Source organism: Acidovorax sp. 93 (genome assembly GCF_003633835.1).
In the GTDB taxonomy this organism is placed as follows: Bacteria; Pseudomonadota; Gammaproteobacteria; order Burkholderiales; family Burkholderiaceae_C; genus Acidovorax; species Acidovorax facilis.
Genome location: NZ_RBIT01000001.1, coordinates 5,401,911 through 5,415,492 on the forward strand (window position 1 = coordinate 5,401,911; position 13,582 = coordinate 5,415,492).

The window sequence follows — 13,582 nt, forward strand, 5'->3', positions numbered from 1 at the left end:
CGGCTCGACACGCTGACTGTTGCTCGCTTCCACCATCTTTGGCCTTGTGCGGTGCACAAAGCGCATGGTGCATGCCCTGGCAGCGCAAAATGGCGCATGCCCGCGACGCGCCCCAGTCAGCTACTGACCCTTCAGTCATTTGGCGACATCAGCCGCTTTCTGCGTGAAGGCGTGGCCGATGAGGAATCTCGCCAACTGCGCGATAGCTTGAGCGCGCTCTCAACGCAGATCGACGAGGCGGTGCGGATCCGCCGCACCAGCACCGATACCACAGCCATCACCCGGCGTGTGTTGACTTTGTCGCATTGCGCCCGCGAGCACCAGCTGTTCCTGACGGGCCTGGGATCGGCCTGGCACGCGTTGTACGAGTTCGGGGCCTATGAACGTGCGCTGAGGGAGTTGCGCAATGCGATCGCGGACTGGCAGCAGATGCTGGAGCGGCGCAGCCCGAAGGAAAGTGCAAGCTTCGACCAGTTTGAGCTACTGGCCTGGCGCACGCTGGGCGAGGCGCTGCTGCTCATCGACATGTATGAGCACCAGAGCGATCCACCCAGTGACCTGCAGGATCGGGCGCCGCCGCGCAAGCTGTCAGTCCTGCAGCGTGCGAGCGCTTGGTTTCGTCGCTGGAGGCGTTGAATCAGGGGGCTGGAAGTGGGGCCTGGTAGGCATCCGGATTACCATTGCTGTCGCGCAATCGCAACAATCCGGGGGTGCTGCACTGCCGCACTCCTGTGCTACATTGGCTGCCATGCAAGTTCGCAGCGCGTTTTATTTTTGGTTTTTTATCTCGGTCCCCGGCGGATGAGAGGAAAACGCGCAAGCAAACACAACCTTCCCATACCAACCGCCGACGCTGCAAAGCCCGGCGGTTTTTGTTTTTCTGCCCTCCCGTTTTTTCATCCCTCCCACTACTTTTACTCCACGAGGAAGCAACCATGACGGCCACCACCACCCCGACCAGCGATGCCTGGTACCGCAGCGTCGAGAAAACCAGCCAGACCGACGACGAACGTATCAAGGACATTACCGTGTTGCCTCCTCCCGAGCATCTGATCCGCTTTTTCCCGATCCGTGGAACGCCGGTCGAGACGCTGATCACCCAGACCCGCAAGAACATCCACAACATCATGGCCGGCAAGGATGACCGCCTGCTGGTGGTGATCGGCCCATGCTCCATCCACGATCCGGCTGCCGCTGTTGAGTACGCGCGCCGCCTCATGGCCGCGCGCACGCAGTACGCCGACACCCTGGAAATCGTGATGCGGGTGTACTTTGAGAAGCCACGCACCACGGTGGGCTGGAAGGGCCTCATCAACGACCCGTACCTCGACGAAAGCTACCGCATCGATGAAGGCCTGCGCATTGCGCGCCAGCTGCTGATCGAAATTAACCGCCTTGGCATGCCCGCCGGCAGCGAGTTCCTGGATGTGATTTCGCCCCAGTACATCGGCGACCTCATCAGCTGGGGCGCCATTGGCGCCCGCACCACAGAAAGCCAAGTGCACCGCGAGCTGGCCTCCGGCATCTCGGCGCCTATCGGCTTCAAGAACGGCACGGATGGCAACATCCGCATTGCCACCGACGCGATCCAGTCGGCCAGCCGGGGCCACCACTTCCTGTCGGTGCATAAAAACGGCCAGGTGGCCATCGTCAACACCAAGGGCAACAAGGATTGCCACGTGATCCTGCGCGGCGGCAAGACGCCCAACTACGACGCTGCCAGCGTGGCCGCTGCCTGCAAGGACCTCGAAGCCGCCAAGCTGCCCGCCACCCTGATGGTGGACTGCAGCCATGCCAACAGCAGCAAGCAACATGAAAAGCAGCTCGACGTGGCGCGCGACATCGCCGCTCAGCTCGCCGGTGGCTCGCGCAGTGTGTTCGGCCTCATGATCGAGAGCCACCTCACCGCCGGTGCCCAGAAGTTCTCACCGGGCAAGGACCAGCCCGGCGCGCTGGAGTATGGCAAGAGCATCACGGACGCCTGCCTGGGCTGGGACGATTCGCTGACGGCGCTGGCTGAGCTGTCTGACGCCGTGAAGGCGCGCCGCGCGCGGTGATCTGCGCCGCTGGCCGAAGGCCCTAAACTGGAAGCCCGTGGCGGGCCGTGCAAGGGAGCACTGCAGTCGCTGCCACGGTTTCAGTAGATAGAAAGGCAAACCATCATGCACAGCGAAGTGTCGGTCCGTCTGGCCGGAAACCAGGAATTCCGTTTTGATCTGGAGGGCGCCGAGCCCATGGGCCACGAGGCTGGCAGGCGCTGGCTGGATGATCAGTTCACCGCGCTCGATTGCGAACCCCTGCGCGCCAGCGGCAAGGTGCTGCTGGCGGACAAGGTGCTCACAGTGGCCCGCGCTGCAGGGGCTTCGTTGCTGGCCGACCCGGCATGGTCCCGTGCCTTTGCGCGCGCTGCCAGCGCGGCACTCGCCAAGCCCGTGGTGCGCGTGGACGTCCCGGGCATGGCGGTATCGTTCTGATTTTTGAAGAAAATCAGGCCCTGGCGCTTGCCTGGTAAGTGTTGGCAGCTATTTATTTTGTAGCGATTCCAGCAGTTTGGCGTGGATGCCGCCAAATCCCCCGTTGCTCATGCATACGATGTGATCCCCCGGGCGGGCTGCCGCTGTGACCTGTTTTACCAGGGTGTTGATGTCGGCAGCGGTTTGCGCCCGCAGGCCTGGGCCCACGCCCAGGGGGGCTAGGGCCTGCGCTGCGTCCCAGTCCAGCCCGGCCGTGTGGCAGAACGCGAGGTCGGCAGGCTCCAGCGCCCACGGCAGTTGGGCCTTCATGGCGCCCAGTTTCATGGTGTTGCTGCGGGGCTCGAACACCGCCAGGATGCGCGCACCCTGGCCCAGGCTGCGGCGCAGGCCGTCCAGCGTGGTTCTCAGGGCGGTGGGGTGGTGGGCAAAGTCGTCATACACCGCAACGCCATTCACGGTGCCGCGCAGTTCCATGCGCCGCTTCACGTTCTGAAAGGTGGCCAGTGCCGTAGCGGCCTGCTCGGGGCTCACGCCCACATGGTGAGCGGCGGCAATGGCCGCCAGTGCGTTGAGCTGGTTGTGCACGCCGGTCAGCGCCCACTCCACCCGGGCGGCCTTGCGCCCCTGGTGCAGCACGTCGAATGCCTGGGGGTCGCCTTGTGCCGAAAAGTCGCTGACGGCTTCGCCGAAGCTGGCCACTTCGCTCCAGCAGCCCGTGTGCAACACGCGGGTGAGGCTTTCTTCGAGACCGTTGACCACCACGCGGCCCGATGGCGGCACCGTGCGCACGAGGTGGTGAAACTGCCGCTCAATGGCGGCCAGGTTGTCAAAGATGTCTGCGTGGTCGAACTCCAGGTTGTTCAGCACCGCAGTGCGAGGGCGGTAGTGCACAAACTTGCTGCGCTTGTCGAAGAAGGCGGTGTCGTATTCGTCAGCCTCGATCACGAACAGCGGCGCGGCCCCCAGTGGCGCACTGCCGGGTGATGGTCGCCGGGGCGCCCCCAGGCGGGCGGACACGCCGAAATTCAGCGGTACTCCGCCAATCAGAAAACCTGGCTGCTGCCCGGCGCTTTCCAGAATCCAGGCCAGCATTGAAGTGGTGGTTGTCTTGCCATGGGTGCCAGCAACCGCCAGCACATGGCGGCCTTGTAGTACATGCTCTGCCAGCCACTGCGGGCCGCTGGTGTAGGGCAGGCCTGCGTCCAGGATGGCTTCCATCAACGGAAACTTGGGCGAACCGTCCGGCAGGCGGACGCGGCTGACCACGTTGCCGATGACAAACATGTCGGGCTGCAGGGCCAGTTGGTCGGCGCCAAAACCTTCGATCAGATCGATGCCCAGGGCCCGCAATTGGTCGCTCATCGGCGGGTAAACGCCAGCGTCGCAACCCGTCACCTTGTGGCCTGCCTCGCGCGCGAGCGCGGCCAGGCCGCCCATGAACGTGCCGCAGATGCCCAGTATGTGTATATGCATGGGCGCAGATTCTAAGGTTCAATAAAAACAAGCCCCCAGCGCTTGGTGGATAAGCGCGAGAAGCTATGAAAAATATAGTGACCCTGGGCATATCTAGGGGTAACCCGTAGTCCAGGCAGGTGCTTCGGGCCACAATGCGGTTTCTTTCCCTGCCACCACCATCCCCTACCGCCATGCACACACCTTTGAGCGACGAAATCGCCCACACCACGGCTCGGCTGGTGGTGGAAGAGGGCCTGGAATGGGGCCCGGCCAAGCGCCGTGCGCTGCGCCAGATGGGCCTGCCTGCCCGCACGCCCCTGCCGAGCAACGACCAGGTCGAGGCCGCCGTACGGGAGTACATCCAGCTCTTTTGTGCCGATACGCAGCCGCACGAGCTGCGGGCGCTGCGCCAGCTGGCCCTCGTGTGGATGGAGCGCATGGCGGCCTTCCGTCCCCATCTGGCGGGGGCTGTATGGCATGGTACAGCCACGCGGCTGTCCGACATTTACCTGCAGTTGTTCTGCGATGACTCCAAATCTGCAGAAATAGCGCTCATTGATCACCATGTGGACTACGAGCCACGCACGGTAACCGGTTTTCATGGTGAGTCGGTCGAAGCGCTGAGCCTGGGCAGCAAGTCGCCCGAACTCAATGAGATGATCGGGGTGCACTTGATGATCTATGACCTCGATGACCTGCGCGGCGCTTTGCGCCCGGATGCCCAAGGGCGTGTGCCGCGCGGTGACATGACCGCCGTTCGGCGCCTGCTCCAGGAAACCCCTGCCCCATGACAAGCCCTTCCGATCGCCCTGAGTCCATCCCCGCCACGAGCGATGCGCAACCGTCGGCCGCACGTAGGCGACTGCTGTACGCCGGGGTGGCAGGCGCTGCAGCGTTGGGGGGTGCCGGCCTGGCATGGTGGAAGTTCCAGCCCCATGCCATGGAGCATGGGGTGGAAGAAGCGCTCTGGGCGATGGAGTTTGAAAAGCCTGAAGGGGGCGTGGTGGCGCTGAAGTCTCTGGCTGGCAAGCCGCTGCTGCTGAACTTCTGGGCCACCTGGTGCCCGCCCTGTGTGGAAGAGCTGCCCATGCTCAATGCTTTCTATCGCCAACAGGCGCCGAACGGATGGCAAGTTCTGGGATTGGCCATCGACCAGCCCTCTGCCGTGCGCAAGTTTCTGCAGCGTATTCCGCTGGAGTTCCCCGTGGGCCTTGCCGGATTGGGCGGTACCGACCTGGGGCGATCACTGGGCAACCTTACCGGTGGCCTGCCGTTTACCGTGGTGCTCGGGGGCAACGGGCGTGTCCTGCACCGTAAAATGGGGCAAATCACCCCGCAAGACCTCCAGCTGTGGGCGCCTCTGCGCTGATCAACCAAGCCTTCTGCTCGGCATTTTGTGGGTCCGAGCTGGGTATCGGCATGATGTAGTTCATCAAAAATACCTGTGGAAGACGGAAATAGGCTGAAATTGGAGTAAATTCGCGCCCTATTCAGTCGTGACTTGCGCAAAGCAGGGCTCAGGCAAGCGGCTCGCCCAACGCGAGGCGGCTGTTGCGTCCCGATTGGCGCGAGTCCTATTAGTTTTATAGCCGTTGGAGCTCCCATGGATCTGCGAAAACTCAAAACCCTCATCGATCTCGTGTCCGAGTCGAACGTATCTGAACTCGAAATCACGGAAGCCGAGGGCAAAGTCCGCATCGTCAAGAGCGTGGGTGGTGTCGTTCAGCAGTACGTCCCCGCCCCGATGCAGGCACCTGCGCCCCCTGCATCTGCCGCCGCCCAAGTCGCCGAGCTGCCTGCGCCCTCGGCCCCTGCAGTCCCTGCTGGCCACATCGTCAAGTCACCCATGGTGGGCACGTTCTACCGTTCGTCCAGCCCTGGCGCCAAGGCTTTTGTTGAAGTCGGCAGCCAGGTCAAGGAAGGCGAAACCATCTGCATCATCGAAGCGATGAAGATCCTCAACGAAATTGAGGCTGACAAGTCTGGCACCGTCACCCGCATCCTGGGTGAAAACGGTCAGGCCGTGGAATACGGCCAACCTTTGTTCGTCATCGAATAAGGCGCGCATGTTCAAGAAAATCCTGGTCGCAAACAGAGGGGAGATCGCCCTTCGCATTCAGCGCGCCTGCCATGAGTTGGGTGTCAAGGCCGTGATGGTCTACTCCGAGGCCGACCGCGACGCCAAATACGTCAAGCTCGCCGAAGAAGCGGTGTGCATCGGCCCAGCGCCCTCGCCGTTGTCCTACCTGAACATGCCTGCCATCATCTCGGCCGCCGAGGTGACCGACGCCGAGGCCATTCACCCCGGCTATGGCTTCCTGTCTGAGAACGCAGATTTCGCCGAGCGCGTGGAAAAGAGCGGCTTCCAGTTCATCGGCCCCACCCCCGAGTCGATCCGCATCATGGGCGACAAGGTGTCCGCCAAGCAGGCCATGATCCGTGCAGGCGTGCCTTGCGTGCCGGGCTCTGAGGGCGAGTTGCCCGACGATCCGGTGCAGATCCGCCGAATCGCCAAGGCCGTGGGCTACCCGGTGATCATCAAGGCCGCAGGCGGCGGTGGTGGCCGTGGCATGCGCGTGGTGCACACCGAAGCTGCCTTGGTCAATGCGGTGCAGATGACCAAGGCCGAAGCGGGCGCTGCGTTTGGCAATCCTGCGGTGTACATGGAGAAGTTCCTCCAGAACCCGCGCCACATCGAAATCCAGATCCTGGCCGACAAGCACCGCAATGCGGTGTATTTGGGCGAGCGCGACTGCTCCATGCAACGCCGCCACCAGAAGGTCATCGAAGAGGCTCCAGCCCCCGGCATCCCCCGCAAACTGATCGAGAAGATCGGCGAGCGCTGCGTGGCCGCGTGCAAGAAGATCGGCTACCGTGGTGCGGGCACGTTCGAGTTCCTGTACGAAAACGGCGAGTTCTACTTCATCGAGATGAACACCCGTGTGCAAGTGGAACACCCCGTCACCGAGTGGATCACCGGCGTGGACATCGTGAAGACGCAGATCATGGTCGCGGCGGGCGAGAAGCTGCCGTTCACCCAGCGCCAGATCGAGATCCGGGGCCATGCCATCGAGTGCCGGATCAATGCGGAAGACCCTTACAAGTTCATTCCGTCGCCCGGGCGTATCACCACGTGGCATCCACCAGGCGGCCCCGGCGTGCGTGTGGATTCGCATGCATACACCAACTACTTTGTGCCGCCTAACTACGACTCGATGATCGGCAAGATCATCGTGCACGGCGACACGCGCGAGCAGGCCCTGGCCCGCATGCGCACGGCGCTGTCCGAGACGGTGATCGAAGGCATCAACACCAACGTGCCGCTGCACCGCGAGCTGATGGTGGACGCCAAGTTCATGGCCGGTGGCACCAACATCCATTACCTGGAAGAGTGGCTGTCGCAGCACAAGCGCTGACATCGTATTGCGCAGTCATTCACATGCTGGCTCCTGGCAACGGGTGCCAGCATTTCACTTTTTCTGAGAGGCTTCTATGTTTGAGCTGAGTCTGATGTGTCCCGAGGATCGGATCGAGGCGGTCAGCGATGCGCTGGATGCGCTGGATGCGCTGAGCGTTTCGGTGGAGGATGCTGATGCCCAGACCGACGCCGAGCAGGCCTTGTTTGGTGAGCCTGGCATGCCGCCGCCCAAGGACGGCTGGCAGCGCAGCAGGGTGGTAGCGCTCTTTCCTTCGGAGGTGGCTGCCCGGGAGGCCCAGCAACTGCTGGTGGTGCAGGATTTTTTTGCGGGCTGCCAGGTGCTGGGGGTTGCCCACGTGCCCGAGCAGGACTGGGTGCGGCTCACGCAATCGCAATTTGCGCCTGTGGACATCACGCCGGATTTTTGGATAGTTCCTACCTGGCACGAACTTCCCGCCGAGGCAAAGCGCAGCATCCGGCTGGATCCGGGCCTGGCGTTTGGCACCGGCACCCACCCCACGACGCGCATGTGTCTGCGCTGGATTGCCCGTAACGGTGCCACCGAGTCGTCCATGGGCAATCCGCTGGGCCGGGTTCTGGACTATGGCTGTGGCTCTGGCATCCTCGCTATTGGTGCGGCCAAGTTTGGTGCCACGGACATCGATGCGGTCGATATTGATCCTGCGGCGGTCGAGTCCACCGCGCTGAATGCACAGGCCAATGACGTGCGGCTCAACGCGGGTCTGCCCGACAAGGCACGGGGTGAATACCAGACGGTGCTGGCAAACATTCTTGCCACCCCCTTGCGCGTGCTGGCGCCCCTCTTGTGCAGCCACGTCGCGCCTGGCGGGAATCTGGTGCTGGCAGGCATTTTGGAACGCCAGGCTGAGGAGTTGAAAGAGGCATATGCTCCCTGGCTTCAGCTCGATGTGGCGGATACAGAAGATGGCTGGATCTTGATGACCGCCCGTCGCTAAGACGGGGCCGAAGCCCGCTTCGCCGGGGTCGCACGCGCCTCTACAATCCATCGCTGATGAGCCAGATCACTCGCTGCCCGTCCTGCTCTACCTCGTTCAAGGTGGTGGCGGACCAATTGCGCATCTCGCAAGGGTGGGTGCGTTGTGGTCAATGCAAAGAGGTGTTTGACGCTTCGGCGCACCTGCTTCCAGCGGCTCCACCAGCGTTGTTGCCCGATGTCTCGTTGACCGACATACGTCCGCCATCCATGCCGGTGGCGCGCAAGGCAGAGACGGGGCAGTCATGGGGTGAGCCGCCTTCTTCGCCACCGGTTGCCCCATCTGCGGAGGCGCTATCGCCAGCCTCCGAAAAACCAGCGTTTTCGCTGTTCCCCACAGGTGCTTCCGACGTAATGGCGGGGTTGCCGGATGCACAGGCCCAGGTGGTGGCTCCGGTTCTGGAGGTTCCTCAGCCTGCGGTGCCCGCGTTTCTCTCTGCGGCGGCCGGGGCGGTGGCACCCGGTGCCGATGCGGGAATCGGCCCCCTCACTCCTTTTGCCTGGCGCCCGGACTCCGTGCGCAATGCGCCAACAACGGGCGGGGATGTTGTAGGGATGCGGAGCGATGCCGTCGCCTTACCTCCTTTGGCCTTTCCCGAGGTGGCTGTTGATGGGCCATCCTCTTTGCCCAAGGGGGAGCACCCCACTGCCTCGTTGTCAGCCGTCTTGCCCGGTGCAGGCGATGGAACATCACTGCCTGCAGGGTATGAGTTACCTGCTGCTGCTCTTCGAGATGGCGAAGAGGTGGCATCTGATCCAGCTGCACCCGTGGCGTTGACCCCGATGGGATACCCTGCGCTGGAGTTGCCTACCAAGACGGCGTTGCCGGTGGAAGATGCGGAGCCGGAAGAGCGGGCTGAGGAGCCCGTGCCGCCGGTTGGTTTTGCGCAGCCCGTGACGCCGGAACCCGCGCCGGAGGCACTTGCGCTGGTGGAAGACCATTCGCCCGCAGCCGTGTTGCAGGCATCGACTCGCAAGCGATCCTCGGTCCGAAAGGCGTCGGATGCCGTTGACGAGGACGATGACCTCGAGGCCGGACAGGAAGTCAGCTTTGTAGTCGCTGCCCGGCGCAAGGCGTTCTGGCGCAGGCCGATTGTGCGCACGGTGCTTGGAGTGCTGCTTTTGATGTCTGTGGCGGGGCTTGCGCTGCAGGTCGCCGTTCAGGAGCGTGATCGCCTTGCCGCGATGGATGCGCGTGCCAGGCCATGGTTGATGGCGTTGTGCGCTCCCTTGCACTGCGAGATCGCGCCGCCGCGCCAGATTGCGGATGTGGTCATCGACAGCTCTTCGTTCAACAAGGCCCGAGGTGATAGCTACCAACTCGCGCTGACCATGAAGAGCAAGGCCTCGATACCTCTGGCCATGCCCGCTGTCGAGTTGACGTTGACCGATGCGCAGGACCAGCCAGTGCTGCGGCGTGTGCTTTTGCCCACTGACATGGGGGCTCCCATGGAGTTGTCTGCAGGGGGCGAGTGGAGTGCGTCCGTGTCAGTGATTGTGACCACCGGCGGAGCGCGTGTTGCTGGCTATCGGTTGCTGGCGTTTTATCCCTGATTTTTTACCAACCTACTTCTTTGATATGGCTGCCCTCATTTGTGGTTCTCTGGCGTTCGACACCATCATGACCTTCGAGGGCCGTTTTGCCGAGCAGATACTGCCCGACCAGCTGCACATCCTGAACGTCTCTTTCCTGGTGCCTTCGTTGCGGCGCGACTTTGGTGGTTGTGCGGGCAACATTGCGTATAGCCTCAAGTTGCTGGGCGGTGAGCCATTGCCAATGGCCATGCTGGGCAGCGATGGCGCTGACTATCTGCAGCGCCTGGAATTGCTGGGTATCAGTGCGCGTCATGTGGGGCAGGTCCAAGACACCTACACCGCACAAGCCATGATCATGACGGACCGTGACAACAACCAGATCACCGCCTTCCACCCTGGGGCGATGATGCAGGCACATGTGAACCGCATCGAGGCAGATGTGGGGGTGAGCGTGGGGATCATCGCGCCGGATGGTCGTGACGCCATGCTTGAACACGCGGCCCAGTTTGTGGCGGCCGGTATTCCTTTTGTATTTGACCCGGGCCAGGGCTTGCCCATGTTCAATGGCGAAGAGCTGGCGAGGTTCGTGGACCAGGCTTCCTGGGTGACGGTCAATGACTACGAGGGGAAAATGCTTTGCGACCGCACGGGCTGGACGCTTGCAGAGATTTCGCGCAAGGTAAAGGGGCTTGTGGTGACGCTGGGCGCGGAGGGCTGCGAGGTCTGGGTGGATGGCCAGAAAACCCATGTACCCGCCGTGGTACCTGCCCAAGTGGTGGATCCTACGGGGTGTGGTGATGCTTGGCGGGGCGCGTTGTTGTTCGGCCTGGAAAAGGGCTGGCCGCTGGTGCGTTGCGCCGAGCTGGGCAACCGGGTGGGAGCCCTCAAGATTGCGCAGCGGGGCCCGCAAAACTACACACTGGATTTCATTCCCGCGTAATTGGGCCAGCTTTCCATGAAGTCACGGGGCGCCTCATTGCTGCCGGCTTCTTGTGTTGCACGGCGTGTGGTGTGCAACACGAACAGGCATAAAAAAACCCGGTGCGCAGGCACCGGGTTGAGCGTGTGATACGCCAGGATTAAGGCTTGTTGCCCGTAGGGAAGGGCCAGGCTGCCTGAGGATTCAGGGTGGTCTGTGCTGCTGGAGCTGCTGCCGCAGGGGCAGGCGCCTTGGGGGCCTTCTTGGCCGGTGCAGCTTTTTTTGCAGGCGCCTTGGCGGGAGCGGCCTTCTTGGCAGCCGTTGCCTTCTTGGCGGGAGCCGCCTTCTTGGCTGGGGCGGCAGGCTTCTTCGCTGCTACTGCCTTCTTGGCGGGAGCGGCTTTCTTTGCCGGTGCTGCTGCCTTCTTGGCAGGTGCGGCCTTCTTCGCTGCTACTGCCTTTTTGGCGGGAGCGGCTTTCTTTGCCGGTGCTGCTGCCTTCTTGGCGGGTGCGGCCTTCTTCGCTGCTACTGCCTTTTTGGCGGGAGCGGCTTTCTTTGCCGGTGCTGCTGCCTTCTTGGCAGGTGCAGCCTTCTTCGCTGCTACTGCCTTCTTGGCGGGAGCGGCTTTCTTTGCCGGTGTTGCTGCCTTCTTGGCAGGTGCAGCCTTCTTCGCTGCTACTGGTTTTGCAGGTGCAGCTTTTTTCGCTGGGGTCGCCTTCTTAGCGGCTGGTTTTTTCGCAGTTGCCATCATGTTCTCCTTGGGTCAATTTGCAAAGAGCACTTCCTGTCTGCAGTGGACACGAAGCGATCCATGGCGATGGAGAAATCCCCATCGCCATGAACACGGGAACGCCCTGCACCGCAACGCACTGCAGCGCTGCTTGTGGTGGTGGGCGTGGTGTAAAAATCCATGGTGGTGTGTTGCGAAAAGGCGCTAGTCCCAGGACAGCGCACCACCGGACTGGTATTCAATAACCCGGGTCTCGAAGAAGTTGCGTTCCTTCTTGAGGTCAATCATCTCGCTCATCCACGGGAACGGGTTTTCTTCATTGGGAAACAGCGTCTCCAGCCCGATTTGTGTGGCACGGCGGTTGGCGATGTAACGCAGGTATCCCTTGAACATCGATGCATTCATGCCCAGCACGCCGCGCGGCATGGTGTCTTCCGCGTAGCGGTACTCGAGTTCAACCGCCTTGAGGAACAGCGCCTTGATCTCGGCCTTGAATTCAGCGGTCCACAGATGGGGATTTTCCAGCTTGAGCTGGTTGATCAGGTCAATGCCAAAGTTGCAGTGCATCGACTCGTCGCGCAAGATGTACTGGTACTGCTCGGCGGCGCCAGTCATCTTGTTCTGGCGGCCCAGTGCAAGGATCTGTGTGAAGCCGACGTAGAAGAACAGGCCTTCCATCAGGCAGGCAAACACGATCAGCGACTTGAGGAGCGTCTGGTCGGTTTCGGGCGTGCCAGTGTGGAAGTTCGGATCCATGATCGCCTCGATGAAGGGGATCAGGAACTGGTCCTTGTCGCGGATGGACTGGACTTCGTTGTACGCGTTGAAAATCTCGCTCTCATCAAGCCCCAGCGATTCCACGATGTACTGATAGGCGTGCGTGTGGATAGCTTCTTCAAAGGCCTGGCGCAGCAGGAACTGGCGGCACTCTGGCGCCGTGATGTGGCGATAGGTGCCCAGTACGATGTTGTTGGCAGCCAGCGAGTCTGCCGTGACAAAGAAGCCCAGGTTGCGCTTGATGATGCGGCGTTCGTCATCGGTCAGGCCATTGGGGTCCTTCCACAACGCGATGTCGCGCGTCATGTTCACTTCCTGAGGCATCCAATGGTTGGCGCAGGTGGCCAGGTATTTTTCCCAGGCCCACTTGTATTTGAACGGGACCAGCTGATTGACATCCGTCTGCCCGTTGATGATGCGTTTGTCGGCAGCGTTCACGCGGCGTTGCGTGGCTGCGGCAGGTGTTGCGTGCGGTGCTGCAGAGGCAGTCATCGATGCGTGCACTTCCTGCAGTGAGGGGGTTTGGAAAGGCAAAGGCGGCTGTCCCGCCGGGTGGCTTTGGTTCAGTCCACCGTCCAGTTGATTTTGCGATGAGGGCTTGACTTCTTCGTCCCAGGTCAACATAGATTTTCCAGTGTTCGGATTATGAAAGCAGTGCTGCGAAAAGAAAAGCACTGAAGCGTTGTGCAGCAAGGATTTGTTGCTTCACAGCACATGCGCGACACCTCGGAAGAGCCCAAGGTGTCGCGTGCGAAGTTCTTATTGGCAGGCTTCGCAGCCGGGATCATCGATAGCGCAGAACTTGACGTCCGTAGCAGGCACTGCTGATGCTTGATGGGTGGCTTCAGCGGCTGCCGCATCGAGTGCGCTGGGTTTCGCTGCAACGGGCACCGACGCTGCCGATGCGCCACTGTCATTGCCCGATGAAACGGCATTGAGCTGGCGTGTATTCACGGTGCTCATTTCGACGTGCGTGGCGCTTTGTGTGCGCAGGTAATACGTGGTCTTGAGGCCACGGATCCAGGCCAGCTTGTAGGTGTCGTCGAGCTTCTTGCCCGATGCGCCGGCCATGTAGATGTTCAGGCTCTGCGCCTGATCAATCCATTTCTGGCGACGCGATGCGGCTTCCACCAGCCACTGCGGCTCGACTTCAAACGCTGTGGAGTACAGCGCCTTGATGTCCTGTGGTACCCGGTCGATGGGGTGCAGCGAACCCTTGAAGTGCTTGAGGTCCATGATCATCACGTCATCCCACAGG

The 13,582-nt window shown here is 61.9% G+C and carries 14 protein-coding genes and 1 pseudogene; 10 read left to right on the forward strand and 5 right to left on the reverse strand.

Annotated elements, in window-relative coordinates:
* The first annotated feature begins 96 nt into the window (after window positions 1-96).
* From C8C93_RS24815 to C8C93_RS24825, 3 genes are all read left to right on the forward strand, one after another.
* Entirely contained in the window at window positions 97-636 is a 540-nt protein-coding gene (locus C8C93_RS24815) for a hypothetical protein (RefSeq protein WP_121421129.1), read from the forward strand.
* Between the two features lie 299 nt (window positions 637-935).
* Window positions 936-2,057, forward strand: coding sequence for a 3-deoxy-7-phosphoheptulonate synthase (locus tag C8C93_RS24820; protein WP_121508589.1), 1,122 nt, complete (start codon window positions 936-938; stop codon window positions 2,055-2,057).
* 105 nt (window positions 2,058-2,162) lie between these two features.
* The gene (locus C8C93_RS24825; RefSeq protein WP_121508590.1) at window positions 2,163-2,474 is read left to right on the forward strand and encodes a hypothetical protein; all 312 of its coding nucleotides are present in this window, start codon (window positions 2,163-2,165) and stop codon (window positions 2,472-2,474) included.
* Between the two features lie 48 nt (window positions 2,475-2,522).
* Here the strand turns inward: C8C93_RS24825 and mpl are convergent, their stop codons facing one another.
* Window positions 2,523-3,947, reverse strand: coding sequence for a UDP-N-acetylmuramate:L-alanyl-gamma-D-glutamyl-meso-diaminopimelate ligase (mpl, locus tag C8C93_RS24830; protein ID WP_121508591.1), 1,425 nt, complete (start codon window positions 3,945-3,947; stop codon window positions 2,523-2,525).
* Window positions 3,948-4,120: 173 nt separating this feature from the next.
* Between mpl and C8C93_RS24835 the strand changes: the two genes are divergently transcribed.
* The 7 genes from C8C93_RS24835 to C8C93_RS24865 all read left to right on the forward strand — a co-directional run bounded on the left by C8C93_RS24835 (window position 4,121) and on the right by C8C93_RS24865 (window position 10,838).
* Window positions 4,121-4,720 carry a hypothetical protein gene (locus C8C93_RS24835; protein WP_121421126.1) on the forward strand — a complete coding sequence of 200 codons (600 nt, stop codon included), beginning with the start codon at window positions 4,121-4,123 and terminating at the stop codon, window positions 4,718-4,720.
* Window positions 4,717-5,298 (forward strand): TlpA disulfide reductase family protein, encoded by a 582-nt coding sequence (locus C8C93_RS24840; protein ID WP_121508592.1) that lies wholly within the window; start codon window positions 4,717-4,719, stop codon window positions 5,296-5,298. Before C8C93_RS24835 ends, C8C93_RS24840 begins: the two co-directional genes overlap by 4 nt.
* A 234-nt stretch (window positions 5,299-5,532) precedes the next feature.
* Entirely contained in the window at window positions 5,533-5,988 is a 456-nt protein-coding gene (accB, locus tag C8C93_RS24845) for an acetyl-CoA carboxylase biotin carboxyl carrier protein (RefSeq protein WP_121421124.1), read from the forward strand.
* Between the two features lie 7 nt (window positions 5,989-5,995).
* Window positions 5,996-7,345, forward strand: coding sequence for an acetyl-CoA carboxylase biotin carboxylase subunit (gene accC / locus C8C93_RS24850; protein WP_055395037.1), 1,350 nt, complete (start codon window positions 5,996-5,998; stop codon window positions 7,343-7,345).
* Between the two features lie 76 nt (window positions 7,346-7,421).
* Entirely contained in the window at window positions 7,422-8,324 is a 903-nt protein-coding gene (gene prmA, locus C8C93_RS24855) for a 50S ribosomal protein L11 methyltransferase (protein ID WP_121508593.1), read from the forward strand.
* Window positions 8,325-8,380: 56 nt separating this feature from the next.
* Window positions 8,381-9,916 (forward strand): DUF3426 domain-containing protein, encoded by a 1,536-nt coding sequence (locus C8C93_RS24860; protein ID WP_121508594.1) that lies wholly within the window; start codon window positions 8,381-8,383, stop codon window positions 9,914-9,916.
* A gap of 25 nt (window positions 9,917-9,941) precedes the next feature.
* Window positions 9,942-10,838: a carbohydrate kinase family protein gene (locus tag C8C93_RS24865; protein ID WP_121508595.1), complete on the forward strand. Its 897-nt coding sequence runs from the start codon at window positions 9,942-9,944 to the stop codon at window positions 10,836-10,838.
* Window positions 10,839-10,977: 139 nt separating this feature from the next.
* On the opposite strand, the gene C8C93_RS25535 is transcribed toward C8C93_RS24865, so the two are convergent.
* The 4 genes and pseudogenes from C8C93_RS25535 to C8C93_RS24880 form a co-directional block, all read right to left on the reverse strand.
* Entirely contained in the window at window positions 10,978-11,565 is a 588-nt protein-coding gene (locus C8C93_RS25535; RefSeq protein ID WP_121508980.1) for a histone, read from the reverse strand.
* On the reverse strand, window positions 11,565-11,729 hold the full coding sequence (locus C8C93_RS25540; RefSeq protein WP_158603296.1) for a hypothetical protein: 165 nt from the start codon (window positions 11,727-11,729) through the stop codon (window positions 11,565-11,567). Before C8C93_RS25540 ends, C8C93_RS25535 begins: the two co-directional genes overlap by 1 nt.
* Before the next feature lie 22 nt (window positions 11,730-11,751).
* Window positions 11,752-12,948 carry a ribonucleotide-diphosphate reductase subunit beta gene (locus tag C8C93_RS24875; RefSeq protein ID WP_121508596.1) on the reverse strand — a complete coding sequence of 399 codons (1,197 nt, stop codon included), beginning with the start codon at window positions 12,946-12,948 and terminating at the stop codon, window positions 11,752-11,754.
* Between the two features lie 135 nt (window positions 12,949-13,083).
* Window positions 13,084-13,582 (reverse strand): annotated as a pseudogene (locus C8C93_RS24880) (ribonucleoside-diphosphate reductase subunit alpha); the annotation flags it as partial.

Excerpts from the sequence above, each read along its gene's own strand:
- C8C93_RS24815 (WP_121421129.1), top strand. The coding sequence starts at position 97 with ATGCCCGCGACGCGCCCCAGTCAGCTACTGACCCTTCAGTCATTTGGC.
- C8C93_RS24820 (WP_121508589.1), top strand. The coding sequence starts at position 936 with ATGACGGCCACCACCACCCCGACCAGCGATGCCTGGTACCGCAGCGTC.
- C8C93_RS24825 (WP_121508590.1), top strand. The coding sequence starts at position 2,163 with ATGCACAGCGAAGTGTCGGTCCGTCTGGCCGGAAACCAGGAATTCCGT.
- mpl (WP_121508591.1), bottom strand. The coding sequence starts at position 3,947 with ATGCATATACACATACTGGGCATCTGCGGCACGTTCATGGGCGGCCTG.
- C8C93_RS24835 (WP_121421126.1), top strand. The coding sequence starts at position 4,121 with ATGCACACACCTTTGAGCGACGAAATCGCCCACACCACGGCTCGGCTG.
- C8C93_RS24840 (WP_121508592.1), top strand. The coding sequence starts at position 4,717 with ATGACAAGCCCTTCCGATCGCCCTGAGTCCATCCCCGCCACGAGCGAT.
- accB (WP_121421124.1), top strand. The coding sequence starts at position 5,533 with ATGGATCTGCGAAAACTCAAAACCCTCATCGATCTCGTGTCCGAGTCG.
- accC (WP_055395037.1), top strand. The coding sequence starts at position 5,996 with ATGTTCAAGAAAATCCTGGTCGCAAACAGAGGGGAGATCGCCCTTCGC.
- prmA (WP_121508593.1), top strand. The coding sequence starts at position 7,422 with ATGTTTGAGCTGAGTCTGATGTGTCCCGAGGATCGGATCGAGGCGGTC.
- C8C93_RS24860 (WP_121508594.1), top strand. The coding sequence starts at position 8,381 with ATGAGCCAGATCACTCGCTGCCCGTCCTGCTCTACCTCGTTCAAGGTG.
- C8C93_RS24865 (WP_121508595.1), top strand. The coding sequence starts at position 9,942 with ATGGCTGCCCTCATTTGTGGTTCTCTGGCGTTCGACACCATCATGACC.
- C8C93_RS25535 (WP_121508980.1), bottom strand. The coding sequence starts at position 11,565 with ATGGCAACTGCGAAAAAACCAGCCGCTAAGAAGGCGACCCCAGCGAAA.
- C8C93_RS25540 (WP_158603296.1), bottom strand. The coding sequence starts at position 11,729 with ATGGATTTTTACACCACGCCCACCACCACAAGCAGCGCTGCAGTGCGT.
- C8C93_RS24875 (WP_121508596.1), bottom strand. The coding sequence starts at position 12,948 with ATGTTGACCTGGGACGAAGAAGTCAAGCCCTCATCGCAAAATCAACTG.